Source organism: Streptomyces sp. CCM_MD2014, assembly GCF_000772045.1.
In the GTDB taxonomy this organism is placed as follows: domain Bacteria; phylum Actinomycetota; class Actinomycetes; order Streptomycetales; family Streptomycetaceae; genus Streptomyces; species Streptomyces salinarius.
Window position 1 is genome coordinate 1,472,098 of sequence record NZ_CP009754.1, and the last position, 24,895, is coordinate 1,496,992.

21 protein-coding genes and 1 pseudogene are annotated in these 24,895 nt (G+C 69.8%); 11 read left to right on the top strand and 11 right to left on the bottom strand.

The genetic code is table 11. The features are described from left to right. Positions 1-35: 35 nt before the first annotated feature. Positions 36-794 (top strand): hypothetical protein, encoded by a 759-nt coding sequence (locus NI25_RS06330; protein WP_061441511.1) that lies wholly within the window; start codon positions 36-38, stop codon positions 792-794. A 589-nt stretch (positions 795-1,383) separates the two neighbouring features. Here NI25_RS06330 and NI25_RS06335 read toward each other — a convergent pair. Continuing rightward, a complete protein-coding gene (locus NI25_RS06335) occupies positions 1,384-2,139 on the bottom strand; it encodes an SDR family NAD(P)-dependent oxidoreductase (protein ID WP_061441512.1) in 756 nt (251 codons plus the stop codon). Positions 2,140-2,275: 136 nt separating this feature from the next. On the opposite strand from NI25_RS06335, the gene NI25_RS06340 reads away from it, so the two are divergent. Further along, positions 2,276-2,749 (top strand): MarR family winged helix-turn-helix transcriptional regulator, encoded by a 474-nt coding sequence (locus NI25_RS06340; protein ID WP_061441513.1) that lies wholly within the window; start codon positions 2,276-2,278, stop codon positions 2,747-2,749. Between the two features lie 70 nt (positions 2,750-2,819). Here the strand turns inward: NI25_RS06340 and NI25_RS06345 are convergent, their stop codons facing one another. After that, positions 2,820-3,572 (bottom strand): lytic polysaccharide monooxygenase, encoded by a 753-nt coding sequence (locus NI25_RS06345; RefSeq protein WP_107071637.1) that lies wholly within the window; start codon positions 3,570-3,572, stop codon positions 2,820-2,822. A gap of 216 nt (positions 3,573-3,788) precedes the next feature. Here NI25_RS06345 and NI25_RS06350 point away from each other — a divergent pair, with 216 nt between their 5' ends. Next, positions 3,789-5,396, top strand: coding sequence for an amidase family protein (locus NI25_RS06350; RefSeq protein WP_061441515.1), 1,608 nt, complete (start codon positions 3,789-3,791; stop codon positions 5,394-5,396). Between the two features lie 295 nt (positions 5,397-5,691). On the opposite strand, the pseudogene NI25_RS06355 reads toward NI25_RS06350, so the two are convergent. The 7 genes and pseudogenes from NI25_RS06355 to NI25_RS06385 all read right to left on the bottom strand — a co-directional run bounded on the left by NI25_RS06355 (position 5,692) and on the right by NI25_RS06385 (position 14,027). Beyond that, positions 5,692-6,098 (bottom strand): annotated as a pseudogene (locus NI25_RS06355) (DUF6278 family protein). A gap of 81 nt (positions 6,099-6,179) precedes the next feature. Then, a complete protein-coding gene (locus NI25_RS06360; RefSeq protein WP_061441516.1) occupies positions 6,180-6,959 on the bottom strand; it encodes an exodeoxyribonuclease III in 780 nt (259 codons plus the stop codon). A gap of 53 nt (positions 6,960-7,012) precedes the next feature. Then, positions 7,013-7,648, bottom strand: coding sequence for an MBL fold metallo-hydrolase (locus tag NI25_RS06365; protein WP_061441517.1), 636 nt, complete (start codon positions 7,646-7,648; stop codon positions 7,013-7,015). 43 nt (positions 7,649-7,691) lie between these two features. Further along, complete coding sequence (locus NI25_RS06370) at positions 7,692-9,047, bottom strand: alpha/beta fold hydrolase (protein WP_061441518.1); 1,356 nt, start codon at positions 9,045-9,047, stop codon at positions 7,692-7,694. Positions 9,048-9,388: 341 nt separating this feature from the next. Beyond that, complete coding sequence (locus NI25_RS06375; protein ID WP_233520683.1) at positions 9,389-10,522, bottom strand: tyrosine-type recombinase/integrase; 1,134 nt, start codon at positions 10,520-10,522, stop codon at positions 9,389-9,391. 1,226 nt (positions 10,523-11,748) lie between these two features. Continuing rightward, entirely contained in the window at positions 11,749-12,627 is an 879-nt protein-coding gene (locus tag NI25_RS06380) for an aminoglycoside phosphotransferase family protein (RefSeq protein ID WP_061441520.1), read from the bottom strand. Then, entirely contained in the window at positions 12,624-14,027 is a 1,404-nt protein-coding gene (locus NI25_RS06385) for a helix-turn-helix domain-containing protein (protein ID WP_078884520.1), read from the bottom strand. The genes NI25_RS06380 and NI25_RS06385 overlap by 4 nt, the downstream gene beginning before the upstream one ends. Positions 14,028-14,185: 158 nt before the next feature. Here NI25_RS06385 and NI25_RS06390 point away from each other — a divergent pair, with 158 nt between their 5' ends. Further along, complete coding sequence (locus tag NI25_RS06390) at positions 14,186-14,647, top strand: ATP-binding protein (RefSeq protein WP_061441522.1); 462 nt, start codon at positions 14,186-14,188, stop codon at positions 14,645-14,647. 281 nt (positions 14,648-14,928) lie between these two features. Here NI25_RS06390 and NI25_RS06395 read toward each other — a convergent pair whose 3' ends face one another. Both NI25_RS06395 and NI25_RS06400 read right to left on the bottom strand, forming a co-directional pair. After that, a complete protein-coding gene (locus NI25_RS06395; RefSeq protein WP_061441523.1) occupies positions 14,929-15,426 on the bottom strand; it encodes an SAM-dependent methyltransferase in 498 nt (165 codons plus the stop codon). A gap of 72 nt (positions 15,427-15,498) precedes the next feature. After that, positions 15,499-16,887, bottom strand: a complete 1,389-nt coding sequence (locus NI25_RS06400; RefSeq protein WP_199561091.1) for a Tat pathway signal protein — start codon at positions 16,885-16,887, stop codon at positions 15,499-15,501. 913 nt (positions 16,888-17,800) lie between these two features. Between NI25_RS06400 and NI25_RS06405 the strand changes: the two genes are divergently transcribed. The 7 genes from NI25_RS06405 (at position 17,801) to NI25_RS06435 (ending at position 24,846) form a co-directional block, all read left to right on the top strand. Further along, entirely contained in the window at positions 17,801-19,702 is a 1,902-nt protein-coding gene (locus NI25_RS06405; protein ID WP_061441524.1) for a glycoside hydrolase family 15 protein, read from the top strand. A 26-nt stretch (positions 19,703-19,728) separates the two neighbouring features. Beyond that, entirely contained in the window at positions 19,729-21,246 is a 1,518-nt protein-coding gene (locus NI25_RS06410; protein ID WP_078884521.1) for a sensor histidine kinase, read from the top strand. A gap of 68 nt (positions 21,247-21,314) precedes the next feature. Next, on the top strand, positions 21,315-21,827 hold the full coding sequence (locus NI25_RS06415) for a roadblock/LC7 domain-containing protein (RefSeq protein ID WP_061441525.1): 513 nt from the start codon (positions 21,315-21,317) through the stop codon (positions 21,825-21,827). Further along, positions 21,824-22,231: a DUF742 domain-containing protein gene (locus tag NI25_RS06420; protein ID WP_061441526.1), complete on the top strand. Its 408-nt coding sequence runs from the start codon at positions 21,824-21,826 to the stop codon at positions 22,229-22,231. The genes NI25_RS06415 and NI25_RS06420 overlap by 4 nt, the downstream gene beginning before the upstream one ends. A 43-nt stretch (positions 22,232-22,274) precedes the next feature. After that, positions 22,275-22,865, top strand: coding sequence for a GTP-binding protein (locus NI25_RS06425; RefSeq protein WP_054100460.1), 591 nt, complete (start codon positions 22,275-22,277; stop codon positions 22,863-22,865). After that, a complete protein-coding gene (locus NI25_RS06430; RefSeq protein ID WP_061441527.1) occupies positions 22,865-23,506 on the top strand; it encodes a GAF domain-containing protein in 642 nt (213 codons plus the stop codon). Before NI25_RS06425 ends, NI25_RS06430 begins: the two co-directional genes overlap by 1 nt. A gap of 86 nt (positions 23,507-23,592) precedes the next feature. Continuing rightward, positions 23,593-24,846, top strand: coding sequence for an acyl-CoA dehydrogenase family protein (locus NI25_RS06435; RefSeq protein ID WP_061441528.1), 1,254 nt, complete (start codon positions 23,593-23,595; stop codon positions 24,844-24,846). Positions 24,847-24,895: the final 49 nt, after the last annotated feature.

Below are 24,895 nucleotides of genomic sequence, written 5' to 3' on the forward strand. Positions count from 1 at the left end.
CACGGGTACGCCGACGCCCGCTAGCATGCGCGCCCATGACTGACGACGTACGCAACATCGTCCTGGGTGTGGTCGCGGCGGGCATCAGCGCCACGCTGGGCTGGCTCGCCCGCACCTACCTGTGGAAGCGCAAGCTCCGGCGGAAGCAGGCGTTCTTCGGGCTGCCGGACAGTTCCGAGTCGCTGCTCGTCGTCAACAGGGACCCGGCCGCCTCGGAGCCGGCGGTCCACCGCTTCGACGTGTTCGCGCTGCTGGAACTCGCCGCGCTGGTCAAGGACTGCGGCGCGCACGTCCAGGTCGTCACCCAGGACATGGTCGGCCAGGGTTTCGGCGAACGCACGGAGTTCTGTGTGGGCGGGCCCGGTTCGAACCGGCGCATGGCCGCCCACATGGCGGCGATGCTGCCCGGGGTGCGAGTGAACGTCGATCCGGAACCCGGCCCGGACCGGGGCGCCTTCCAGATCGGCGGCGAGCGCTACCGCCTGGACGCGGGTGTCACCGAGTACGTACTCCTGGCCCGCCTCACCGCCGGCGACCGGCGCGAGGCCCGGCCCGCGTTCCTCTTCTGCGGCCAGCGCGCGATCACCAACCAGGCCGCCACCCGCTATCTCGCCCGGCACCACGAGAAGCTGGCCCGCAAGCACGGCAACAACTCCTTCGTACTCCTCCTCAAGGTCGTCAACTCCCAGGCGTACGGCCCGGACGTGGTCGAACTGGTCGGCGACGTCACCCGCGCGGCCACCAGCCCCCTGCCGACCCCCGCGCCGGCCTCCCGCAACTCTCACCGGGCCTGAGCGGGGCGGCACGATTCAGTACGGTCCTGTCGTAGGCCGCGGAGGCTCCCGGACAGTACGGAACGGTTGATTCCTCCACACCCTTCCGGGCACCCGGAGGTGCCGGACGACGCCATGCGCGAGGCGGCTTCCGCCCGGCGGGCGTGCCCGATGCCGGCGTGCACCGGCTGCCCTCATCGCCCTTGCCCGGGGGACCGGTCGCGGTCCGGTACGTACCGCTCCACCGGCTCGGGCTGGCGATGTCAGTCCCGGCCGACGGGTCTTCCGCGCAGGCTGGCGCCCCTGACCATCGCACCCACCGGGCGATCGTGGCCGCGCCGCCCTCACCACGCGCGGGGACACCGATCAGGGCGCGGCTGAGCGAAGGCCTGAGCGCGCTCGCCTCGGACCACCGGGCCAGGAGCAGCGCGACCCCACGGCCCCGATCGCCTGGTCAGGTGATCGGTGCCACGTACGGCCACTCGGCCACCTGACCAGACGCACGGCCGGGGCGTCGTCGAGCCGGCCGGTGACTCACCGCGCGGCGACCGGCCCCGCCGCCCCGGCAGCGGCCTCCCGCTCCTCCCGGCCGGCCGGAACGGAGCGCGGCTCAGCGGAGCTTCACGGCGCCGCCGTCGGCCATCACGGTCTGCCCGGTCATGTACTGCGCGTCGTCGCTCGCCAGGAAGGCGACGATCGGGGCGACGTCGCGGTCGGGGTCGCCGAAGCGGCCCAGCGGCACCGAGGCGGCGGACTGCGCGTACTGCTCGGGGCGGGCCTCGGCCCACTGGGCCACGCCTGCGGTCAGGGCCATCGGGCAGACCACGTTGACCCGGATGTTGTACGGGGCCCACTCATTGGCTGCCACCCGGCTCAGGCCGCGGATCGCTTCCTTCGCGGCGGCGTAGGACGCCTGGTTCGGCTGGCCGTTGAGTCCGGCGCCGGAGCCGAAGTTGACGACGGAGGCGTTGCCGGTCTTCTTCAATGCGGGCAGGGCGGCGAGCATGAAGTTGCGGGTCGCGTACAGACCCGTGTTCATCGCGAGGTCCCAGTCGTCGTCCGTCTGCTCCTCGAACGGCTTCTGCCGCGACACGCTCGCGTTGTTCACCAGCACGTCGAGGGATCCGAAGCGGTCGACGGCGCCGGCCACGGCCGCGTCGGCGACCTTCCGGTCGGAGACGTCGCCCTGGAGGAAGACCACGGCGTCACCGAGTTCCTCGGCGATGCGCCGCCCGGCCTCCTCCTGCAGGTCGACGACGACGACCCGGGCGCCGCGCTCGACGAAGAGCCTGGTGACGGCGGAGCCGATGCCGGAGGCTCCCCCGGTGACGATGGCGGTCTTGCCCTGCAGCGTGCGTGAACCCATGATGCCGTGCGCTCCTCTACGATGTGCATGATACATACACATGGTAGAGGACGGCGCACCACGGGGCGAGTCGGCGGGGCCCGGCCCGGCCGTGGACACTGGTGGAGCGAACGCGGAGGAAGGGAACAGAGGACAGATGACCGAGCCGAGCGGGCAGGATCGCCGACTGAACGACCTGGAACGCGAGCTGACCCTGCTGTCGAGGCACTTCATCGCCTCCCGCGGTCCCCGCATCGGCCAGAGCCTCGACCGCTCGGCCTACGTTCTGCTCACCCGGCTGGAAACGGGCGATCCGCTCACCCTCAAGGAGCTGGCCCACACCTTCCAGGCCGATGTGTCCACCATCAACCGGCAGATGAGCACGATGCTCCGGCACGGCCTGGTCGAGCGCATCGACGCCGCCACGAAGGGCGGCGCCCGCACCTTCCGGCCCACACCTCTGGGCCTGGAGCGACTGGAGGCCGACCGGGCCATCAGCCGCGCGGGGGCCGCGCGGCTGATCCGTGCGGCGGGGTGGGACGAGGAACGGACCCAGCAATTCCTCACGCTGATGGTGGAGTTCAACCGCGGCATCGAGGAACTGGAGGGACTCGCCTGGGGCCGGTCCTGACTCCGCGAGGTCCGGCGTACGCTCCTCGCGGGGCGCACGCCGGCCGCTCACGCCCGGGTTGTGCGACGGTTCAGCAGGCGCCGAGGTCCTCCCAGACGCCCCATTCTCCGGTGGTGCCGGGTTCCTCGCCGGTCACCCACCACTTGGCACGCCAGGTGTGTCCGGCGTGGGAGACGGTCTCTCCCCCGGTGTAGACGTCCCCGGCGCTCCAGGCGCCCGCGGCGCAGTCGCCGGGCTGATCACCGCCGCCGTCGCCACCGCCGCCGTCGCCACCGCCGCCGTCGCCACCGCCGCCGTCGTCGCCTCCACCGCCGATGTTGACGTCGATGCAGGCGTAGAAGGCGTTGGCGGTGTCGGCGATGTTCCAGACCGCGAGCACCTTCTGCCGCCCGGCGAACCCGCTGAAGTCCAGCCGGTGGCTGACCGAGGCGGGAGGCAGGGCGCCGCGGCCGTCGAACTGGGCGATCTTCCGGTCGCCGATGAAGTACTGCCAGTTACTGGTGGCGTGCCGCGCCTCGATGGTCCAGGTGAAGGTGTGGGTGGTGCCGATCGGAGTGACCCGCCAGCCCTTGGAGTCGTCGTCCAGGTCGGCCCACCGGGCGTCCCCGCCACTGCAGTTGCGCAGCCCCTTCGGACCCTCGACGCTCGCCGGTTCCCACTTGATCTGCCCGCACTGCACCACGCGGTTGGCGCACTGGTCCTGCCGGCTGCCCGGCGAGACCACCCAGCCGTGGGCGCTCGCCGTGGGAGCGGGCAGACTCAGGGCCACCACAGGAGCGACCAGCGCTCCCACGGCGGCCGCCACTCGTCTTTTCATGCGCATGACATCACGTTTCCCTTCGGTCCACGTCGAACCAGCCTGCCCCGGCGTATGTACGACGTTGCCGACGAGGCAACACCGCGTCGCAGGTCTAGACCTACCCACGCAGGTCTAGACCTTAGCGGAGGAGTGGGGGTCGTCAAGAGGGCGGGAGAAGCCCAACTGCGGCGTGAAAAAAGCCTCTTGTGCCCCGCGGTCCGGTGTAGTGGGCTGTCCGGCATGAAGAAGAGAAGCATGGCGGCCCTGACCGCGATCCTGGTCGTGGTCCCGCTCGTGGCGGCGGCGCCCGGTCAACGGGCTCGAGCCGCCGAGCCCGGACCCGGCGACCCGGCGCGATCCGCCGAGTCGACGCTCGTCCACGGAGTGAACCTCGACACGGTGACCATCCCGGAACTGCAGGAACGCATGGATCGCGGGACCTTGTCCTCGTTCCGGCTGACCCTCGCCTATCTGCGGCGGATCAAGGCCGTCGACCCGAGGATCAACGCGGTGCTGCGTACCAGCCCGACGGCCCTGGGCCAGGCGGTCGCCAGCGACCTCAGGCACCGTCTCGGCAAGTCCCGCGGCCCGCTGGACGGCATCCCCGTCCTGCTCAAGGACAACGTGAACACCCGCGACATGCCCACGACCGCCGGGTCCCTGGCCCTGGCCGGAAGCCCGCCGGCCACCGACGCCGACCTGGTGAAGAAGCTGCGGGCGGCCGGTGCGGTGATCCTCGGCAAGGCCAACCTGTCCGAGTGGGCCAACTTCCGCGCTGCCAAGCCGACGTCGGGGTGGTCGGCGGTGGGCGGTCAGACGAACAACCCGTACGTCCTGGACCGCAACCCCTGCGGGTCGTCCTCCGGTTCTGCCGCCGCTCTGGCCGCGTCGCTGGCGCAGGTGGCGATCGGGACCGAGACGGACGGCTCCATCGTCTGCCCCGCCGGGATGAACGGCGTGGTCGGCCTCAAGCCCAGCCTCGGAGTGGTCAGCCAGTCGGGCGTCGTACCGATCTCCGCCGAGCAGGACACGGCCGGCCCCATGGCACGCAACGTGATCGACACCGCGCTCACCCTCTCGGTGCTCAGCGGTCGTGACACCGTGCGGGACGGCGACGCGCCGGGCCTCGCGGACACAGCCGGCCGCCCCGGAACGCTGCGCGGCAAGCGGATCGGCCTGTGGCGCCTGCCGTCCCTGGGCGCCGAGGTGGACGCCCTCATGACCCGTACGGCCGAGCGGCTGAGCGCCGCGGGGGCCGAGGTCGTCGAGGTGACCCTGCCGTACCAGGAGCGGCTGGCCGAGCTCGAGTTCCCGGCGCTGCTGAGCGAGTTCCACCGGGACATCGACGCCTACCTCGCCACCCGGGGCGGGCCGCGGAACCTGGCCGAGCTGATCGAGTTCAACCGCACGCACCCGCGGGAGCAGACCTGCTTCGCCGGCCAGGAACTGTTCGAGCAGGCACTGGCCGCCCCGCCCACCACCGATCCGGAGTACCGGGCGATGCGCGCGGAGTTGACGGATCTGTCCCGGCGGTCCATCGACGAGGTCATGGCCGAGCACGACCTGGACGCCATCGCCTCCCCGGCGAACCCGCCCGCGTGGACCACCGACTGCGCACGGGGCGACAACGACGTGATCCCGTCCTCCACCCCCGCCGCCGTCGCCGGGTATCCCTCGCTCTCCGTACCCGCCGGGTTCGTCGGCGAACTGCCGGTCGGCCTGCTCCTCATGGCCGGTGACCGGCAGGACGCCGAACTGCTGTCCCTGGGGGCGGCGGTGGAGCACCGGCTGGACGCCTGGCGGGCGCCCAGGTACCTGCCCACGACACCGTCCGTCACCTCCCACTGAGCCGACCGCGGGCGGCACGTCGTCGAACGGCACCCCGACGAGGCCGCCCGCCGGTCCGCAGCTGACCTTCTCCTCGCCCGCGAGCAGTGATCTCCGGCTGCACCCTGCGTACGTCCCCCGTGCGTTCGTGTCCGCTCCGACCACCGCAACGTACCCAGACAAACGCCTCGAACGACGCCGACACGCACCTTCCGGGCATTACCCCTATTTAAGGCGGACGGCTCGGACGGACGTGCGACGGGCCGCCCACGCGGCGGGCGCGCGGCGGACGGGGCCCGGCGGGCGGGGATACGACTCACACCTCGGCGACTTCGCCGTAGAGCTGCGAGAGTTCGGGGACGCCGTCCTCCGCCCACGCGTGCCCGTTCGCCACCACGTCGAACTCACGGCCGGAGGCGAGCCGGACGACCGGCTGTCCGTCGGGCGGATGCTCCAGACGGCGCCGGGCACGGTGCGCACGATCACGGTGCCGAGGTAGAGACCGGCGTCGTTGCCGAGCCAGGTCAGGATCTCCTCGTCGGCACGCCAGCGCGGCAGCATCTGGTCCAGCCGCTCCAGGGAGAGCGCGGAGTCGTCGAGCCGTACCCCCTCCCGCAGCGCCTGCGAGCGCAGCAGATCACAGTCGGCCAGCAGCTCGCCGATGCCCTCCGCGTCGTGCACGCGGGGATGCTCGCGCCGCTTGCCCAGGAAGGGGAAGTTCATACCTCCAGACTGTCATTCGTACCGCCATGTGCACCACAGGGCACGCGGAAGGCGTGCGGGCGGCGGGGGCGGTGCGGGCGGTTACAGCTCCAGGTCCACCACGACCGGCGCGTGGTCCGAGGCTCCCTTGCCCTTGCGCTCCTCACGGTCGACGTAGGAGTCGGTGACCGCCTTGGCGAAGGGCTCGTTCCCGTACACCAGGTCGATGCGCATGCCGCGGTTCTTGGGGAAGCAGAGCTGGCGGTAGTCCCAGTACGTGTAGGGGTGGTCGTACTTCAGCGGGCGCGGGACCACGTCGGACAGGCCGGCGCCGCGCAGGGAGGCGAGGGCGGCGCGCTCGGCGGGGGTGACGTGGGTGGCGCCCTCGAAGGCGGCGCGGTCGTAGACGTCGTCGTCGGTCGGCGCGATGTTGTAGTCACCCATCACGGCGAAGGGGCGGTCGCCGGAGGCGTCGCTCTGGAGGGCGGCGCGCAGGGCCTCGAGCCACTGGAGCTTGTAGGCGTAGTGCGGGTGCTCCACCTCGCGGCCGTTGGGCACGTACACCGACCAGACGCGGACCGGACCGCAGGTGGCCGAGACGGCGCGCGGCTCCTGGACGCCCTCGTAGCCCGGATCGCCGGGCAGGCCCTTGACCACATCCTCGAGGCCCACGCGGGAGAGCACCGCCACCCCGTTCCACCGGCCGGTGGCGTGGACCGCCGCCTTGTAGCCCGCCTCGCGCAGCTCGTCGAAGGGGAACTGCGCCTCGGCGACCTTGGCCTCCTGGAGACAGAGCACGTCGGTGCCGCTGCTCTCCAGCCAGGCCAGCAGCCTCGGCAGGCGGGCGGTGATCGAGTTCACGTTCCAGGTCGCGATGCGCATGTCCCCCAACCTACCGGGCGGGACTGACAACGCGGTCCCGCCCCGGGGGGGCCTCAGAGCCGGGCCGAGCCGCCCGGGGCCAGCCGCAGGTGCTCGGCGCCGCCCAGCTCGCCGATCTGGCGGTCGTAGATCGGCCGGGCCAGGTCGGCGAGGATCGCGTCGTGGATGTCGTAGGCCCGCTGCGGCCCGACCTCGCGGACGTAGTCGATGACCTCGGAGATCTTGTTCCAGGGGGCGGCGACCGGCAGCATCAGCGTCTCGACCGGGTGGTCGGGGACGGTGAGGGCGTCGCCGGGGTGGAAGACCTTGCCGCCGTCCACGAGGAAGCCGACGTTGGTGACGCGCGGGATGTCCGGGTGGATCACCGCGTGCAACTCCCCGTGGACCTGCACGTCGAAACCGGCGGCGGTGAAGGTGTCGCCGTGGCCGACGGTGTGGACACGGCCGGGGAACGCCGCCGAGATCTTCTCCGCGACCGACTTCAGCGTCCAGATCCCGGCCGCCGGATTGTCCTCCATCGCGGCGCGCAGCCGCAGCTCGTCGAAGTGGTCCGGGTGCTCGTGGGTGACGAGGATCGCGTCCGCGCCGAGGGCCGCGTCCTCCTCGCTGAACCCGCCCGGGTCCAGGACGAGCGTCTGCCCGTCCTTCTCCAGGCGGACACAGGCGTGGGACTTCTTGGTGAGCTTCATGTCCCCATCCTGCCTCCGCACGCCCGCCCCGGGTCCGCAGGGCTCACTCCGGTGGCGTCGTCTCCTCACGGATGACCTGCTGGGCCACCCGGAACGCCCCGTTCGCGGCCGGTACGCCGCAGTAGACGGCCGCCTGGAGCAGTACTTCCTTGATCTCGCCCGGGGTGAGCCCGTTGCGCAGGGCGGCCCTGAGGTGGGGCGCCAGCTCGTCCACATGGCCGCCGGCGACCAGGGCGGTGAGGGTGACACAGCTGCGCGAGCGCCGGTCCAGGCCCGGCCGGTCCCAGATCTCTCCCCAGGCGTACCGGGTGAGGAGCTCCTGGAAGTCTCCCGAGAACTCGTCCGCCTGCGCGAGTTCCTGGTCGACATGTCCGTCGCCGAGGACTTCGCGGCGCACCTTGAGGCCGGCGTCGTACGGGTCGGGCCTCCCCTGGGCCTGCGGGGGTACGGCGGGGGCCGGGGCGATCTCGGCGATGGGCGCGGCCTGCGGCGGCGGAGGCACCGGCTGGAGGGGCGCGGCGGCCGGTCCCGCGACCGGTGCGGACGGGACCGGGTGTGCGCTGGGGTGGACCGGTGCCGGTACGGGGACCTGCCCGGTGGAGCCGGCCTCGGGGACGGCCTGCCAGGCGGTGCTGAAGTGCCGCACCAGCAGGTCGGTGACGGCCGCGGGCTGCTCGACCGGGACGAGGTGGGAGGCGCCCGGTACGACGGCGAGGCGGGCGTCGGGGATGCCGGCGACCAGGGTGCGGGCCTCGGCGGGACCGGTGACCTGGTCGTCGGAGCCGGCGAGGACCAGGGTGGGGACGCCGACCCGGCCGAGTTCCCCGCGCACGTCGAACGCGGCGAGGGCCTCGCAGGCGGAGATGTAGCAGCCCGGGTCGGTGGTTCGCACCATCTGCACCGCCCACTCGGTGATCGCGGGCTGTGCGGCCGCGTACCCGCCGGTGAACCACCGCTCGGGAGAGCTGCGGGCGATGGGGTCGAGCCCGTTGGTGCGCACGATCACGCCGCGCTGGCGGAACTCGTCGGCGGTGCCGAACCGGGGCGAGGCGGCGATCAGCGCGAGGGACGCGAGCCGCTCGGGGTGGCGCAGCGCCAGTTCGATCCCGACGGCACCGCCGAACGCACAGCCCGCGTAGCCGAAGCGCTGCACGCCGAGCCCGTCGAGGGTGGCCAGCAGACGCATGGTGAGCTCGGCGACGGACCCCGCCGGGTGGGCCGGGGCACCTCCGTGTCCGGGCAGGTCGAACCGGAAGACCCGCCACTGCTGGCACAGTTCGGGCACCTGCCGGTCCCACATGTGCCATGTGGTACCCAGTGAGGGACCCAGGATCAGGACCGGGGCGTCTTCTGGCCCGTCAAAGCGGTATTGCAGGGTGTTCGGCACTGTCTCACTCACGCCCCAGACCCTCTCACGTCTCACGAAATCTCACACAGCCCGGGGAAGCCGGCGGCTCGATGCACCCGCGGCTCGACTCGTCGGGCACTGCCGACGGCCTCGTCGATCGAGGCTGAGCCTCTCAGCGTGTACGCGCGCCTGACGCAGCGTGGCCCGCTGGCCGCGCTCTCGCTCGGTCCTCACGTCGTCGCGCTGCTTCCTCCATCAGCACAGCTGCCAGCTGTCCCGAGTTTGCAGCAAAGCATGTGATGCCGTCCCGAAGGACGGGACAACGTAGCGGGAAACCTTTCGGGCCGCTCCGATCACCACCTGAAAACCACCCTTGGGAAACGCCGCCGAACTTACCCGCGGCCCTCCGCCTCACCGTGCAGGCCGTCCCATGTAGTGGCGGCTTCGCGGAGGTCTTCCACATCTGGCTTCACGTACCACTTCTTCGTGGTCTTCACGTTCGTGTGCCCGGCCCACCGGGCGAGGATGTGATCCGGCACGCCGTTGTTGGCAAGGAAAGTGAGGCAGGAGGCACGAGCGTCGTAGAGACGTACTCTGCGCAGGCCAAGGACCTCCATGAGCCGGTACGCGCGCCTGCGGAGTTGCTTGATCGTGAAAGCCTCCCCGGTCTCGTGCACCACGACGTATCCGGAGTCCGAGTAAGCCTCACCGAGGACGAGCCTCTCCTTGGCCTGGAGAGCCTTGAACGTTTTGAGGGCCCTCAGTACTGGACCGGGCAAAGGAAGATCACGTTCTCCGGCCATGGACTTGGTGTCCTTTTCCACGACGTATCGATTCCCCATCATCGTCCGGGTGTTGGCTATGGTGATCGTGGCATTGTCCAAGTCGACGTCCTCCCATCGAAGTCCGCAGACTTCAGCAGGACGCAGACCCATGAGGGACAGCAGAAGGGGAGCATAGAGCCGTTCCGTCCTGACGCCGTGAATGAACATCTGGACTTCCTGGACGTTCCATGGCTTCACTTCCTGCTTCTTCTTCCGATCCTCCTTACGCGCCCTACGTGGAATTGTGACGTGCTGGGCCACATTCATGGTCAGCAGCCGCCGCGTCACTGCCCGATTCAAGGCATCCTTCAATCGCGCAAGGCTCATTTCCACACTGGTCACCCCGAGCGGAGTGCCAGGTTTTCCGCCGCGTGCGCGCCCATACCTCAACGCCCAATGCATCCACTCTTCTACGTCTTCCTCCGTGAGCTCTTGGAGCCGGATGTGACCCAACTTCCCGCGAACCCGATCCAAGGTAATCCGGTAGTTGTAGATCGTGGTTTCTTCCAGATCATCCGCTTTCATGGCCAGCCACCGATCTAGCCACTCATTGACAGTGATCTGCTTAGGAGGAACGAGCGTCCCTTCCTGGCGACGGTTGGTGATGCGCGCGTACTCAACCTTCGCTTCCTTGAGCGTGGCGAACGTACGAGTCAGCTGTCTGCGCTTTCCGGTAGCAGGGTCGACTCCCACGTCGACCACGAACCGGTATCGCACCTGCCCCTTCGAGTTGGGTGGGAGCTTCTTGATCGGATCGGACAGGAGGTACTCACTCTCCTTCTGTGCGTGGCCTACGCCGACTAGGCACTTGGCTCATACGATTGGCAGCAGACCAGCGCCGTTCCGCGCCATGGCACAGAGCGGCATCTGCAGGTGCGCGCAGCTCCACCGCCAGCACAGCCGCGCACGTGAACATGCTTCGAGGATCGTCACGATCGCCGGTTTTGCTAACCGGCGATCGTCGTCTATGTTGCGCTAGCCGTCCGCACGCGATCCATGCTCTGAGTGCGTCGCGTACGTTGGTGGGGCCAAGAGAAGGCGGACGCATCGGCAACGTTCGCGGACAGGGTGAGCTCCTCGCTACGTCGGGGACGGGTCGACCGGCCACACGGTTCAGGGTGTTGTACGTTGACATACCCCTACGGCGACTTCCACCCTTTCCAGCGCCTTTCTCTTCTGCCGTGGGCGAATAAGGAAAGGCAGCCGCCGCCGACGAGGTACCGCGGCGTGTAGCGCCAGAACCTACCCATGAATCACCGGCGACGAGTCGTTACGAGTTCCTGTCCTGCGATCCGGAGCCGCGATGAGCACCCGGCCAAGAAGAAGGCGGCGCAGATCACCACCAGTACTGCAGCTGTTTCTCTTGGTGCGACCCAGTCCCTCGACTCGCATGCTTCTCAGAGGGGTCAGCGCTCTGGAATGACCTACGGCTTAGTTGTTCGAGAAGGCAAGCGGTCGGCGGAGCACCTAGAGGGGGAAGCGCACGCGATGTCACCGCGCAGTGTCCGTTGTACGCCTGGCGGGCCGTGTTTCTCGGCTCCGTTCCTGGGCCGCTGTCCTGCCGGTCCTGCCACCACACCTGGCTGAGCACCGAAATCACGGCTGCCGACTGCAGACCAGGCACCCATGTCGCCCAGTGCCCCGACTGCTACGAGACCGAGGTCCTGATCCACCTCGCCACCGTGTTCTCCGCCCCGCGCCAGCGGTCGATGTGCTTCGCTGGCGTCACCGGATGCAACGCCCTGGAGGAGCGCGAAGCTGCGAGCAGTGCTACTCCCCGAGGCAGGAAGAGGATGGACTCCGGGCTGTGCCCAAACGGCCTGGCCGCTCGATGGGCCAGTGCTGATCGCTCGGCCCACCTGATGTCCTCACATGCCGAACACCGACCCCGCCCCTGCCTGAGTATCTGGTTGTCGGCCTGTCCGCGGCTACATGATTGCCTTCCATCGCCACGGCGGTGCCCCTGCCCGGCCGCGTAGGCAGTCGATGCGGTACTGCGCCTCGCGCCGCCACTTCGGGCGTGTGGCGGCGTGCTGCGCGGCGTACGTCGTCATCCGCAACTCTCGCGCGCCAGCCAGAATTGAATACCCTTCCCACTCCGTGACATCAACGCCGTAGGTCTCGCAGAACGCGGCGTACTCCTCCGCAGACACCGCGCCGGTCGTGGTGAGCTTCACTGCGGTCGACACGAGATCCCATTCCGGTGGGCCAAACGAAGCGCGCTCGAAGTCCATCAACAACGGGCCGGCCTCCGTGCGCGCCACGTTGCCGACCCATGCATCCCCGTGGACTACACACTCCGGCAGGCCCTTCGGCCTCGAGACCCATTGCTGCTTGAGATCCTCAAGCCGGCCCTTCAGCCACAGCCGGTCCTCGTCAGAAATCGTGCTCGCTGCGTCGATGCGCTCAACCAGCCGGACGAACGGGTCCAGCTCACCCAGTGGCAGGTCTGGTTTCGGCAGGGCGTGCAGTTGCTTGAGGAGCACGACGACGTCGGTAACGGTCCCGATTTCGTGTGGCGGCAGCTCTTCCCAGAACGTCACCGGGTACCCGCTGGCTGCTACCGGCTGCCGCAGGTCCAGAGCGCGTACGGCGGGCACGCCCTGGGTGGCCAGCCAGCGGGCGACCTGAACCTCGCGCGTTGCGGCGGCGGACTGGCCGGGCCGGGCGATACGCACCACCATTCCCCCGGGCAGACGCCAAATGGCGTTCTCGGCGATCCGTATCGGTTGGGCGTTGGTCGCGTCGAGGCCAACGGCGTGGCACGCCTCCTCAAGTATTTGGGTGGGCGTGGGTGAAGTAGTCACGCCTGCACCGTAGCTGCGATGCGCTCGCGCAGGTCGCTGGTCTCGGGGAGGTTCCGGTGTCGGCCTGCGAACCGGGCGAGTTCCCGCAGGTCCTCGGCGGCCCGGCAGGAGGTCAGCTTGCCGACGTCGTCCAGCGCTCGGTGGCCGAGTACGACCGCGTGCCGCGGATCGTCGCCTTTGGCCATGACCAGGGAAGCGAGTTTTGTCTCGGAGATGGCGCGCGAGCGGGCAAAGGCGTTGCCATGACCCTTAACCGCGATTTCGAAGCGGCGGGCCGCCTGCCCGGGGTCCTGGTCCGCGTGGACCGCGAGGTCGAACAGCGCGTGGGCGGTGTCGCCGTGGTGCTGGGCGTAGTCGTAGTAGGCCATCCACGGCGGATCCTGTGCCGGGTCGGACTGTTCGAACGCGGCGTCGGCTTCTCCGACCGCGCGCAGGGTGTTGGCTACGTCGCGCATCTTGCCGAAGGCGCGGGCGCGTGCGGTGTGCAGCATGGCACGCTCGGTGGCGCTGAGTCGGTCGGAGCGCACCAACCCCTTCTCTGCGTGGGTTAGGCCAGTATCCGGATCTCCGATCCAGATTTCCTGCCGGGCCATGAACGAGTACGTCTTGGCGCGCAGATGCCACTCCCCGGCTTCTTCCGCGCACTCAGCGGCTAGCCGGAAGCTGACTCGGGCATCGTCGTGGGCGTACGCGTCGAAGTGCGAGGCGCCGACGACAATCCCTAACCGAGCCACAGAGGCCAGGAGCTCAGGCCGCAAGGGCTCGGGGCAGCGCACTGGCAGCAGGGAGGCTCCCCACATGATGGCGCCGCGGGCGAGTTCACGCACCGCGCCGCCGCCTCCGTACTCGTTGTCCTGACGATGGATGACATCGGCCAGCGACTTCAGCTGCCTGATCTCGCGCGGGCGGATCTGAGTCGGGATCTCCCGGGGGGCTGCTGGGGTCACGAGGTGGACGAGGTCTATGGGGGCGATGGCGGCAAGGCCGCTCGTGGCGAGGAAGGCGCGACGGTCCACAGAGGCAGGGCTCCCGCTTGCAGGTGTTGTACTACCTCTGCCCAGGATGCGGCCTTCATGGACCTGAACCGGCACCTCCGCCCTGCCAGGGGGTGCACTTTCCGTTTCAGGACGGGCTTTTTCCGTTTGCCCGAACACCATCCCCCACGCCCGGGTGAGGACTCCCCCCGTCTGCAGGACCTCGTCCAAGCGCTCAGCCAAGTCCTTCGAACAGGTAGCAGTCCCCTTCTCGATCTTCTCAATGAGTGAACCGCTGACCTGCACTTTCGTGCCCAACTCGGCGTGCGTGAGAGGGCCGCGCTTCTTACGCCAGGTCCGCAGTTCATGGCCGAACCAGTCACGCGGGGACGCGTCCGGAGTCAATTGCTTCTCGGGTCTTGGCATGGGCTGTTCCTCGCTCGCGAAACGGAAGATCGAGGTTTCCGTATCAAGATCTGCACGCGGTCCTGCCAGCCTGGCTCAATGGTTGCTCACGGCCGCCGCCCCAGTACACACCGCATCCGGCGCCGGTTGGAGAGATTTCGTCGAACGAGGGACTCCCCGTGAAGGCAGACCTGATGGAGGCTCAACAGCCCGTTACCGACGGCACAAGCGCTGCGGTCCGGACGCGTTCCGGAGCATGCGAAATCGACGTCGCTCTGACTGCCGCTGCCGTCTCGGGCGTGCGTGACCTCGTCAGTGCGTGCCTCCGTCTGTGGAGCCTGACCGAACTCAACTGGAGGGTCACTCTCACTGCGTCCGAGCTACTGACGAACGCCTTCCAGCACGCCCGCAAGGAGGATGAGTCCTCGGTTCCAGTGAAGGTCGTCCTCACCCGGACCCCCGACGGAATCTTCCTGTGCGTCAGTGACCCGCGCCCCTGGCTCCCAGCCCCCGTCCCGGCAGGCGACAACGACGAGGGCCGTCGCGGCCTGATGCTGATCAAGACGCTCAGCGACAGATACGGCTGCTCGCCCACCGCCCAGGGCAAAGACGTTTGGGTCACGATCCTGCACTCCGCGTAGTCGCAATCTCCTTGCCTCTGACGAGACCAGAAAGGACCACCATCATGTGCCGACACTCGCCGCCGTTCCCCGGCGCCGACGCGAAGGCCGACGGCGGTTCAACGTCAGCGACTCTGCGCTCGGAAGAATCGAATGACAGCTTCGGGTTGGGGCACGACCCTCGCACAAGACCCCTTCTGGGAGGGCGACGTCAGCGAGGTCGCTCGTACTTCCTGATCTACCTTCCGCACCCCCGCGGGCAGGGCGCGAAGTACGCCCGCACGGGCTGCAGCTTCGTGGAGTTACGGCAAGCCTGCCCCCGGGCGCTCCGCTGGGTCGCGCCAGTAGTCGGCGAGCATCTCGCCCGGCCAGGCGGGCTGACGGACGGAACCCCGGGGCCCCATTTCCTGAAAGTAGGGGGCCAGGTCAATCACCGGCGTCCCGTCAACTGCGTCGAGGTCGGTCACCAGAAGGTCGCGGCCGTCCACGCTCAGCAACCTCGGGTAGCTGACAGCCAACTGGTTGGGGCGCCGATGGTTTCGGTGGACGAAGGTTCCGGTCGCTGGCCACTGCACGTTACCCCTGGGGCTGCGGGCGTGGAGCTGCACGTCCTCGGGCTGTGCCAGGTGGAAGCGCCACGTCACAGTCAGGTGGGAGAACTCGTTCATTCCCTGCAACGTTTCGAGGGGGTACGCCTCGTTGAGTCGGATCACCGACTCAACTCCGCCCTGGTAGTCGTCCTGAACGCGGGTGTGGCCCCCGACGACCGTTGCGATCGATTCGACCTCGTACGTCGTCACCGGTACTGGTTCCTCTCCTCGGGCGATGCTGGTCCGCGGGCTGCCACGGGGCATCGAACGTCCGCGTCGCGATCAGCCTATGGCCCGGAGCATGCCGCGTGCCCGGCAGTCCAGCTCGGTGACATGGCGGCCTCCGCGTTGCCGGACGGGCGAAAGGTCGCTCTGGATTCGGACGATGACGTCACGTGCCCGGCCGGACTGGACGCCCGTCATGGCGTCGAGTGCTTCGTTCCAGGTTGCGCACGCCTCGTCGAGGTTTCCCCGCTGCACCTGGACTGCACCGAGGTAGCCGAGCGTCACGCTGTGGGTGCGGGCGAACTGCTGGCGCCGGCGCGTGGCCACACTCCGCTTGACGTGGATCTCCGCGTCGCGGGGCTGACCTATGTCGCGCAGAGCGCAGGCCGTCTCGTGGGCGAGGGAGGCTTCCTGGAAGAAGCCGACGCGGGCCGGCGCCTCGGTGGTGTCGGCGCGGGCGAGGTCACGCTCCGCGCGGCTGATGGCCGCGAGGGTTCCGGAGCGGTCGCCGTCAGCCGCGAGCGCGCGGGCGTGCACGATCGCCAGCAGCGCCTTCTCGCGGTGGCTGGCCTGGCCGTAGCGGTCGCGATTCATCGAGGCGTCGGCGAGAGCGAGCGCCCTGCGTGGGTGCCCGAGGTCGACGGCCTGGTGAGCGAGGGCGCGCAAGACGTGGCCACCGAGCGGTCCGTCACCAGCCTCCGCCGCGATCCGGGCGGCGATGGTGAGGTAGCGCTGGGCGGTGCGGTGTTCGCCGGCGTCGAAGGCCATCCAGCCAGCGAGGTACGTCATCTCTGCGACGGCGGAGTGAGTGTCGCGGCGGAGCTGATCTGTGCGAAATCGGCCGCCGAGCAGCGGCACCGCCTCGTCGAGCAGGTGGCTGGCGAGGGCTTTGCGGCCGGTTGCGCCGCCTCGCTGCTGGTCGCGCGCGGAGTAGTAGACCGTGAGGTCGCGGATGTCGTCGACGTCGGCTTGGGTCACCGAGCGCGAGGAGGACGGTCGGCGGTTCGCCGCTGTGGCGGGGGCGGCTGCCCACCACGAAGTGGTGGGCAGGGCAAAGCCGGCTGCGGAGTAGGCGGCGGTGGCCAGCAGCTTGCGTCGGTGCATGTCGAGATCGTCGCTTCCCAGCTCGGCCAGTGCGGTCAGAGGGTCGACGCTCCAGTCGGATCCGGTGTCGGTCGTGCCTGTCGGCTCTTCTTCCAGCCCGAGGTCGGCCAGGGAGAGCCGGCGGCCAAGCCTGCGGGACAGCGTCTCACGCAGGATATGCGGCGCTCTGCCACTCGGCTTCGTGCCGAGCACCCACATGGAGATGTGCGAGCGGGAGATCGCCTCCAGCTCACGCACTCCGCACTCCGCTGCCACGCGGGCAACGGCGGCGGCGGCTTGCGGCTGGGACCAGCCTGCTTCGCGCAGGAGTGCGGCAAGGGCGACGTTGCGGTCACGGGCCATCGACTGCCCCTCGGTTCCGTAATGATCTTTGGCGCCTTTGGCGGCCTTCCCGTCCGCGAAGGCATACCCCTCGAACGGGATTCGCGGTTCGCTCAACGTAGCGGCCAGATCACTCACATCGCACGCCGACCGACGCCTCCGACGGGCGATCTCGGCTCACTTTGGCTTGATCCGAACAGGAGTTGTGGCATGCGCCTTTCGCTGGACCCTCGCCGAGATGGCAGCCAGCTCGTGGGCGGTCGCGGGCGGCAAGCGCCCGTCACCGCGGCACCGGCGCCGGAGCGCGATCACGTGGTGGTCGCGTCGGAGACGGTGACGCTGGTACTGGGCGAAGATTCGCCACTACCCGAGAGCGCTGCCGACGTGAGGACCTCGTTCGCCTTCTGCGCGGCCACATTGCCCAGTTGGGCGCACGGACCGCACCGCATGTTCCCGCCCTGCTGCGTGCGCAGCGGCTCTGCTCCGACAGCATCCCGAGGGCTATGTGTCGAGCCGGGTGCACCTGGTCAGGCTCGCCAAGGCCACCCAGGAACTGACGGCTTACGTGGAAAGCGGCGGCCCTGGACCGAACAGCAGGGAGGACGGGCGGCGTTGGCCGAGGCCAACGCTCAACGTGCTGCGCGGCACCGTCTTCGGTCTCGCCCTGGCCTGCCTGATCTTCGCCGCTTCGGTGCCGCGGACATGACGGTGACCGGTGCCGTCGTCATCGCTCTGGTCCTCGGGCCGACGGCCTGGCTAATGCTTCGCGGCGAGCGGGCGGCCGAACCTGCACGAGCCGCCGAGCACCTGCCGCCGCCCGGCAACGCTCCCTCTCCACCTGGCGAACACGGACCTACCTACCGCCCACCGTTCCCGGCCGCTGCGACGGCCCCGATACGGCCCCGAACCTGCGGGGCTCACGGAGATCCACACAATGCATCGGCTTCCGCGCATCGAGCAGTACGGCCTGATCGGCGACACGCAGACCAGCGCCCACGTCTGTGACGACGGTTCGATGGACTGGCTGTGCCTGCCCCGCTTCGACTCACCAGCCGTGTTCGCCGGTCTGCTCGGCACGCAGAAGCACGGCTCCTGGCAGATCGCCCCGGCCTCGTCCGCAGGCCGGTCCGGCTCCGGGAAAGCAGCTGAACGCCGGTACCGCGGTGACTCACTCGTTCTCGAATCGCTGTGGCGTACCCCGACGGGTTCGGTCCGCGTCCTGGATTTCATGCCGCCGCGCGACGGGGCCCCGCAGGTAATCCGAATCGTCGAGGGCCTGACTGGCGAAGTGGAGATGGTCTCGGCCATGCGTCCTCGGCCGGGGTACGGCAGCGTCAGCCCGTGGATCCACGAGGTCGGTGGGCGCATGGTCGCGGAGGCCGGCGGGGACGCCCTTTGGCTCGACACGTGCGTACCGCAGGTGGAGAAGGACGGCGTCGTCGTGAGTGTGTTCACCGTCGGAGTGGGACAGAGCGTGGCGTTCGTGCTCAGCTGGTGCCCGTCCCACGCCCCCGCACCGGACGTTCCCGACCCGGAGGCGGCGCTCGCCGAGACGCTCGCCTTCTGGCAGGACTGGACGCAGGAGTGCGCCTACAACGGGCCTTATCGCGAGGCCGTGGTCCGGTCCTCGATCACGCTGAAGGCCATGACCTACGGGCCGAGCGGCGGGATCGTCGCGGCGCCGACCACGTCGCTTCCCGAGGAGATCGGCGGCGACCGGAACTGGGACTACCGCTTCACTTGGCTGCGCGACGCCGCCACGACGCTTGCCGCACTGCTGGGGACCGGGTACCGGCAGGAGGCACAGGCATGGCGGCGATGGCTGCTGCGGGCCGTGGCCGGGGACCCGGAGAACCTGCAGATCATGTACGGGATCGCCGGGGAGCGTGACCTGCGGGAGCGGGAGCTTCCCTGGCTTCCCGGGTACGAAGCCTCCTCGCCGGTGCGGGTCGGGAACGGGGCTGCGGACCAGCTGCAGCTGGACGTGTACGGCGAAGTGATCGACACCCTGTACCTCGCGCACCAGAGCGGAGTCGCCCACTGCGCCGACACCGCGGTCCTGCACCAGCGACTCATCGAGCACCTGGCGCAGCGCTGGCAGGAGCCCGACGAGGGCATCTGGGAGATCCGCGGGGCCCGCCGGCACTTCGTGCACTCCAAGGTGATGGCCTGGGTGGCGGTCGACCGCACCATTCGCCTGGCCGAGGCAGGCGCGCTCGACATGGACCGGGCCCCACTGGTCGAGCTGCGGGCGGCGATCCACCGGGAGGTCTGCGACAAGGGCTTCGACCCGGTGCGCAACACCTTCACCCAGTCCTACGGCTCGCAGGAACTGGACGCCGCCACGCTGCTCATCCCCCGCACCGGTTTTCTGCCGCCCGATGACCCGCGCGTGATCGGCACCGTGGATGCGGTCCGTCGTCAACTCTCCACGGACGACGGGCTCGTGTACCGGTACCCGACCTGCGGTGAGGACGTCGGGGTGGACGGCTTGACTGGCGACGAGGGCGCCTTCTTCCTGTGCAACTTCTGGCTCGTCGACGGCCTCGCCCTGACCGGCCGCCTCGACGAGGCCCGCGCCTTGTTCGAACGCCTCCTGGCTCTGCGCAACGACCTCGGGCTCCTGGCGGAGGAGTACGACCCCGTACAGCAGCGCCAGCTCGGCAACTTCCCGCAGGCATTCAGCCACATGGGCCTGATCCAAAGCGCCCTGCTCCTTCAGCAGATGGCGACGCAGTCCTCCCCCCACCACGCCGCGCTCGCGGTTCCCGCACCCCGCTCAACCCCCCGCAGCACGCGCCAGTCCACCGCCGACCTGACGCCGCAGCACGCATAGCCACCCCACCCCTGACGAGGATTCCCATGCCTGACAGCGCCTTCCCGGCACGGCCAGCCGCTACCGGCCACCGCAGACGGCGGCCCCCGCTCGACGCGACCACGCTGTACCTCGCCCGTCGCGCCGTGGCACTGCCCCTGGCACTCCTCGCCGCGCTGCTGCTCGCCGCCTTCGCTCTCCGGTCGGGGTCCGTCGTAGGCCCCGGCTGGGTCCTGGCCGGCCTGGTCTGCGGACTAGCGGGGGTCGTCGCGGTGGCAGCACGCGGAGCGCACAGCGTCGCCAGCGCCGTGCAGTCGGCGGTGGCGGATTCCCAGACGGCAGCGCTGAACGCGGTCGCAAGGGCAGCGGCAGCCGTTGAGAAGTCGGTGCAGTGGTCGGCGGACGAGCTGTGCCGCGGAAAACGTCCAGCGTTGCCGGACCCGCACACCGCGCAGTCGTCCACCCCGAACGCCGGGATCGACAACGCGTTGAGTGCCCTCCAGGCGCAGGCCATCATGTCGCTGATCCGCGTGCACGACGAGTCCCAGTCCGTGGTCCTCCTGGAAGTGCTTCGCCGCCTGGCCATGCGCGAGCATGCCTTGGTCAGCAAGGCTCTTGAGGCACTGAGCCGGTTGGAGATGCTGACCGACGACCCGGAGCTGCTGGCCAAGATCTTCGAGATCGATCACCTCGTGACGCGGATGCGCCGCCAGGTCGAGAGCACGGCGGTCCTGGGCGGGCAGTCCCTGCGCAGCGTGCGCCGGCCCGTTCCCGTCACGACGGCCCTGCGTGGCGCTGTCTCCGAGGTTGTGCAGTATCCGCGGGTGGCCGTCGCGGCCGGATCCGTGGGCGCCGAGCTGGGGTTGCCCGGCCATGTGGGGCCGGACCTGACGCACCTGCTGGCCGAGCTGATCGAGAACGCCTGCGAGTGCTCGGATCCAGCGACGCGGGTGATGGTGCGCGCGCAGCGGGTGCCACACGGGCTGGCCATCGAGGTCGAGGACCGCGCCATTCCCATGCACCCGCAGACGCGGGCACAGATGAACGACCTGCTCAAAGCCCCGGACGAGGTCGACGTCAGCGGCCAGGTCCGGGCTGGACAGCTCGGCCTGCTGGTCGCCGCGAAGATCGCCCAGTCACACGGGTTGTCCGTCCTCCTGCAGGAGAACGCGACGGGAGGCACCACCGCCCTGGTCGTCATACCGGCACGGCTCCTGGTAGCCATTCCATCGGTCGAGGACGCGGGTGCGCCGCAGCCCGAGGAAGCTCGCATGTCCGGGCAGCAGCCGCAGCAGGTGGCCGCGGCTCCTGCCGCCCCAGGGGTGGGGCAGGTCGCACGCCCCGTCTCCGCTGGGGCATCGACCTCGGCGGGTCATTCGGCCGACGCGGCGCCCGCTCTTCCCACGCGCACGCGTCGGTCGGAACCTTTCCGTCCGCCACAGGAGCGGGAGCAAGCCCCCGTGTCCGCGGCGACGCCCGGGCTGGCAGCCGCCTTCCGCAGCGGCCTCCAGGCCGGCGGAACCGCCAGTCCCCCTCCCGCCTCGACAGAAGACCCCACCCCCTGACCCGCTTCTTCCGCGTTCCCGGCGGCCCAGTACACCCACTGGCCCTTCCCCCTTCTGGAGCGATCCCCATGAGCACTGACCCCGCGATGAACAACGTGACCGACGGCACGCCCGCATCCGCGACGACAAGCGGACAGCGGGACAGCATGGCCTGGCTGCTGCGTCAGTTCGCCTCCGAGACGCCGGGCGTCACGCACGCCGTCCTGCTCTCGCGCGACGGACTGCGGCTGCTGGACAGCGACGTCGACAAGGACTGGGCGGACGAACTGTCGGCCGCCTTCAGCGGGGTCGCCTCCCTCGCGGCGAACATCACCGGCCCCAGCCACAAGAAGAGGCCGGCCCGGCAGGTCATCATCGAGCGAGACGACTGCCTGTTCTTCGTCCAGAGCGCCGGGCGCAGCGCGGCCTTCGACACCCATCCCGGTGCCGAACGCGGTGAGGTGGACACGATCCTCGCTGTCATCGCCACCAGGGACGCCGATGTGGGCACCGTCGGCTTCGAGATGGGGCGCCTGGTCCAGAAGTTCGCCCCGTACATGCTGATCCCCGTCCGCGTTGGCACGGGCGGAGAGGTCCGGTGACCACGTACGGCCGCGCGGCCGAGGAGTCGGCGTTCGTGCGGACCTACGCCGTGACGCGCGGGCGTACCAAGCCGCGGCACCTGCTCGCTCTGGAAACCGTCCTGGAGGCCGGGCAGGGAAGGCCGGGCCCGGCGCAGGCCGAGGAGTGCGGGGAGATTCTCGCCCTGTGCCGGGAGCGCCGGCGGTCGGTGGTCGAGCTGGCGGGTCGCCTCGGCCGGCCCGTGACCGCCGTCAAAGTGCTCGTCTCCGACCTCTTGGACGCCGGCGCCCTCGTCGTCCCCCTGACCCAGTCCTATGCCGATACCGGCGCAGGGTCCGGTCCGTCTATCCAAATGCTGGCAGCCGTTTCCGTCGGCTTGAAGAGGAAGTGGCCTGATGCCGTCGCCTATCCCCAGGCCGGATGACCCGTCCACGGTTTCGCCGCACTCGCAGGCCGGTGCGCCGACTGTGCTGAAGATCGTGATTGCCGGCGGTTTCGGCGCGGGCAAGACCACCGCAGTGGGCGCCGTCAGCGAGATCACGCCGCTGAGTACGGAGGAGTACCTGACCGAGGCGAGCGCGGACGTCGACAGCCTGGCTGGCCTGGCGTCCAAGCGGACCACCACGGTCGCCTTCGACTTCGGCCGATTGAGCCTGCCCGATGCGCCCGTGCCGCTGGAACTGTTTCTGTTCGGCACGCCGGGCCAGGACCGGTTCGTCGACCTCTGGTACGACCTCTCCCGCGGCGCCGTCGGCGCGGTCGTCCTGGTCGATACCCGCCGCTTGGAGAGCAGCTTCACGCCCGTCAGCTTCTTCGAGGACATCGGCCTGCCCTTCGTCGTCGCGGTCAACCAATTCGACGGGGCGCACCGCTACCACCCCGAGCAGGTCCGCGCCGCTCTCGAACTCCCCGCTGCCGTGCCGGTGGTCACCTGCGACGCCCGCGACACGAATCACGTCGCCGGCGTTCTGCTGGCCCTCGTCGACCACGCCGTCAATTGCGCCGCCACCACCAATCGCGCTGGTCACACCCCTTCTACCACCCTCCAGGACGTCTGATGTCACAGCACCCCAGCGACCCCTACCGCACGCCGCAGACTGCCCCGCCCGCCCGGTCCTTGCCTCGGCGCGACATGCGGGACACCACCCCCGGCCCGTTCACCCCGCCCGGCACCGCCCTCACCAGCCAGCGACCTCAGCAGTCGCTGGAGCTGGCTCAGCGTTACGAGCTACTCAACCGCCTGGGCGTGCCCCCGGTGGCCAACGAGGACTTCGACGAGCTGGCCCGCGACATGGCCACACAGGCCGGGTTCTTGTACGGGTTCGTCAACCTGTTCCTGGAGGAGCAGACTTTCGTCGGGCTGCACCAGCCGCCGGCGGACAGCGGGTTCGTGATCGTCGGCCGCACCATGAGCCGGGACCACGGCTGGTGCCCGGAGGTCATGGCCCGCAGGAAGGCCCTCCCGCTGCACGACGTGCACGCGTCCCCGCGCTTCAGCGGCAACGCGGTGGTCGACGCCGTCGGGATCCGTTCCTACTTCGGCGCTCCGTTGATCCACGACAGCGGCACGGTGCTGGGCACGGTGTGTGTGATCGACCCCGAGAAGCGGCCCCTGGCCGAGGCACGTCGTCTGCGGGACATCGTCATCAACGCCAGTGCACAGGTGATGGACCACATCGTCCGCGCCCCCGTCCGCTAGGCCGTTCCACAACTTCCCACCCGGGAGCCGTAGGCGTTCCCCGGCCGCTCCACGCGTTGCGACCTTCATCCAGGGAGAGGGAGACCATGTCCGCCACACCCACCACGCCTCCACCGGCGCTGCGTCCCTACCTCACCGCCCGCCACGATCTGCTGTGGCAGGAGGCGGACGCCTTCGCGGCCGAGTACGTCGCGCCGCGCGTGGCGCGGATGGAGGCCGCTCCGGGCAGGGTGGAGCGCAAGGTCGCCGACCTGATGGCCGCACGGGGCTGGTTCGCCGTCACCGTCCCGGCGGTCTTCGGCGGGCTGGGCGCCGGACACGTGGCCAGGACCGTCTTGGTCCACCGCATCGCGCGGGTCTCGGCGGCTGCCGCGGCCATCCTGCAGGCCACATTGATCCCCGTGGGCGCTCTGCTGCACTTCGCCACCTACGAGCAGAAGGGCCGCTGGCTTCCCCGGGTCGCGGACGGGTCCGTGCTGCTGTCGATCGCCGTGACCGAACCGCTCGCCGGAGGACACATCGGCGGCATCGAAACCACCGCCGAACGCGCCGGCAACGAGTGGGTGATCACCGGCAGCAAGATCCATATCGGCAACAGCCACCTCGCCGGAGCCCACCTCGTCGTCGCCCGCACCGCAAGGCCGGGAGTAAGCACCTCGCAGGCGCTGACCGCGTTCATGGTCGAAGCCGACCGCCCCGGACTTTCCGTCTCCGACCACCGTGCCGGGCTCGGTCTGCACGGCTTCTCCGCCGGCCGCCTCGACCTCGATCACGTCCGCGTCCCCGCCGACAACGTGGTCGGGGAGATCGGCCAGGGACTGGCCGTGGCCCAGAGCAGCAGCATCCTCTACGGCCGCCCCAACCTGGCCGCCGTCAGCCTCGGCATCCACGAAGCCGTCGTGGACACCACCACCGCCAGGCTCAAGACCCGCCCCCGCTACCAGGGCGCCCTGTCCGACCTGCCGGTCCTGCGGGACCGCGTCGGCGGCATGGAAGCCCGCCTGCGCGCCGCCCGGATCCTCTCCTACCAGGCCGTACACCTCCTCGACCACGGCCTGCCCTGCGACGCCGACCTGATCAACTCGAAATACCTCGGCCACCAGTGGGCCGTCCAGTCCGCCCAGGACGCCATGGAACTGCACGGCGCCCACGCCCTCGATGGCGACTACATCGTCCAGCGCCTGTGGCGCGACATCCAGCACACCTACCCACCGGCCGGAACCGGCGAAGTCCAGCGCATCCGCCTGGCCGACGCCGCCTTCGCAGAGGACCACTTCCAGTGGTCCGAGCGCCTCGCCGCCGAAGCCGCCTGGGCACGACCCGACCCGACCGCCGCATGAGCCCCCGTGCGCGGCACCCCGTGACTCCCCACCGCCGCGCACGGGCCCG

What these genes read in the sequence shown, in the direction of transcription:
- NI25_RS06340 (WP_061441513.1), top strand. Translation starts at nt 2,276, where the DNA reads ATGACCGAGCCGAGCGGGCAGGATCGCCGACTGAACGACCTGGAACGC.
- NI25_RS06405 (WP_061441524.1), top strand. Translation starts at nt 17,801, where the DNA reads ATGCATCGGCTTCCGCGCATCGAGCAGTACGGCCTGATCGGCGACACG.
- NI25_RS06335 (WP_061441512.1), bottom strand. Translation starts at nt 2,139, where the DNA reads ATGGGTTCACGCACGCTGCAGGGCAAGACCGCCATCGTCACCGGGGGA.
- NI25_RS06360 (WP_061441516.1), bottom strand. Translation starts at nt 6,959, where the DNA reads ATGCGCATCGCGACCTGGAACGTGAACTCGATCACCGCCCGCCTGCCG.
- NI25_RS06345 (WP_107071637.1), bottom strand. Translation starts at nt 3,572, where the DNA reads ATGCGCATGAAAAGACGAGTGGCGGCCGCCGTGGGAGCGCTGGTCGCT.
- NI25_RS06435 (WP_061441528.1), top strand. Translation starts at nt 23,593, where the DNA reads ATGTCCGCCACACCCACCACGCCTCCACCGGCGCTGCGTCCCTACCTC.
- NI25_RS06430 (WP_061441527.1), top strand. Translation starts at nt 22,865, where the DNA reads ATGTCACAGCACCCCAGCGACCCCTACCGCACGCCGCAGACTGCCCCG.
- NI25_RS06415 (WP_061441525.1), top strand. Translation starts at nt 21,315, where the DNA reads ATGAGCACTGACCCCGCGATGAACAACGTGACCGACGGCACGCCCGCA.
- NI25_RS06385 (WP_078884520.1), bottom strand. Translation starts at nt 14,027, where the DNA reads ATGCCAAGACCCGAGAAGCAATTGACTCCGGACGCGTCCCCGCGTGAC.
- NI25_RS06400 (WP_199561091.1), bottom strand. Translation starts at nt 16,887, where the DNA reads ATGGCCCGTGACCGCAACGTCGCCCTTGCCGCACTCCTGCGCGAAGCA.
- NI25_RS06365 (WP_061441517.1), bottom strand. Translation starts at nt 7,648, where the DNA reads ATGAAGCTCACCAAGAAGTCCCACGCCTGTGTCCGCCTGGAGAAGGAC.
- NI25_RS06350 (WP_061441515.1), top strand. Translation starts at nt 3,789, where the DNA reads ATGAAGAAGAGAAGCATGGCGGCCCTGACCGCGATCCTGGTCGTGGTC.
- NI25_RS06330 (WP_061441511.1), top strand. Translation starts at nt 36, where the DNA reads ATGACTGACGACGTACGCAACATCGTCCTGGGTGTGGTCGCGGCGGGC.
- NI25_RS06410 (WP_078884521.1), top strand. Translation starts at nt 19,729, where the DNA reads ATGCCTGACAGCGCCTTCCCGGCACGGCCAGCCGCTACCGGCCACCGC.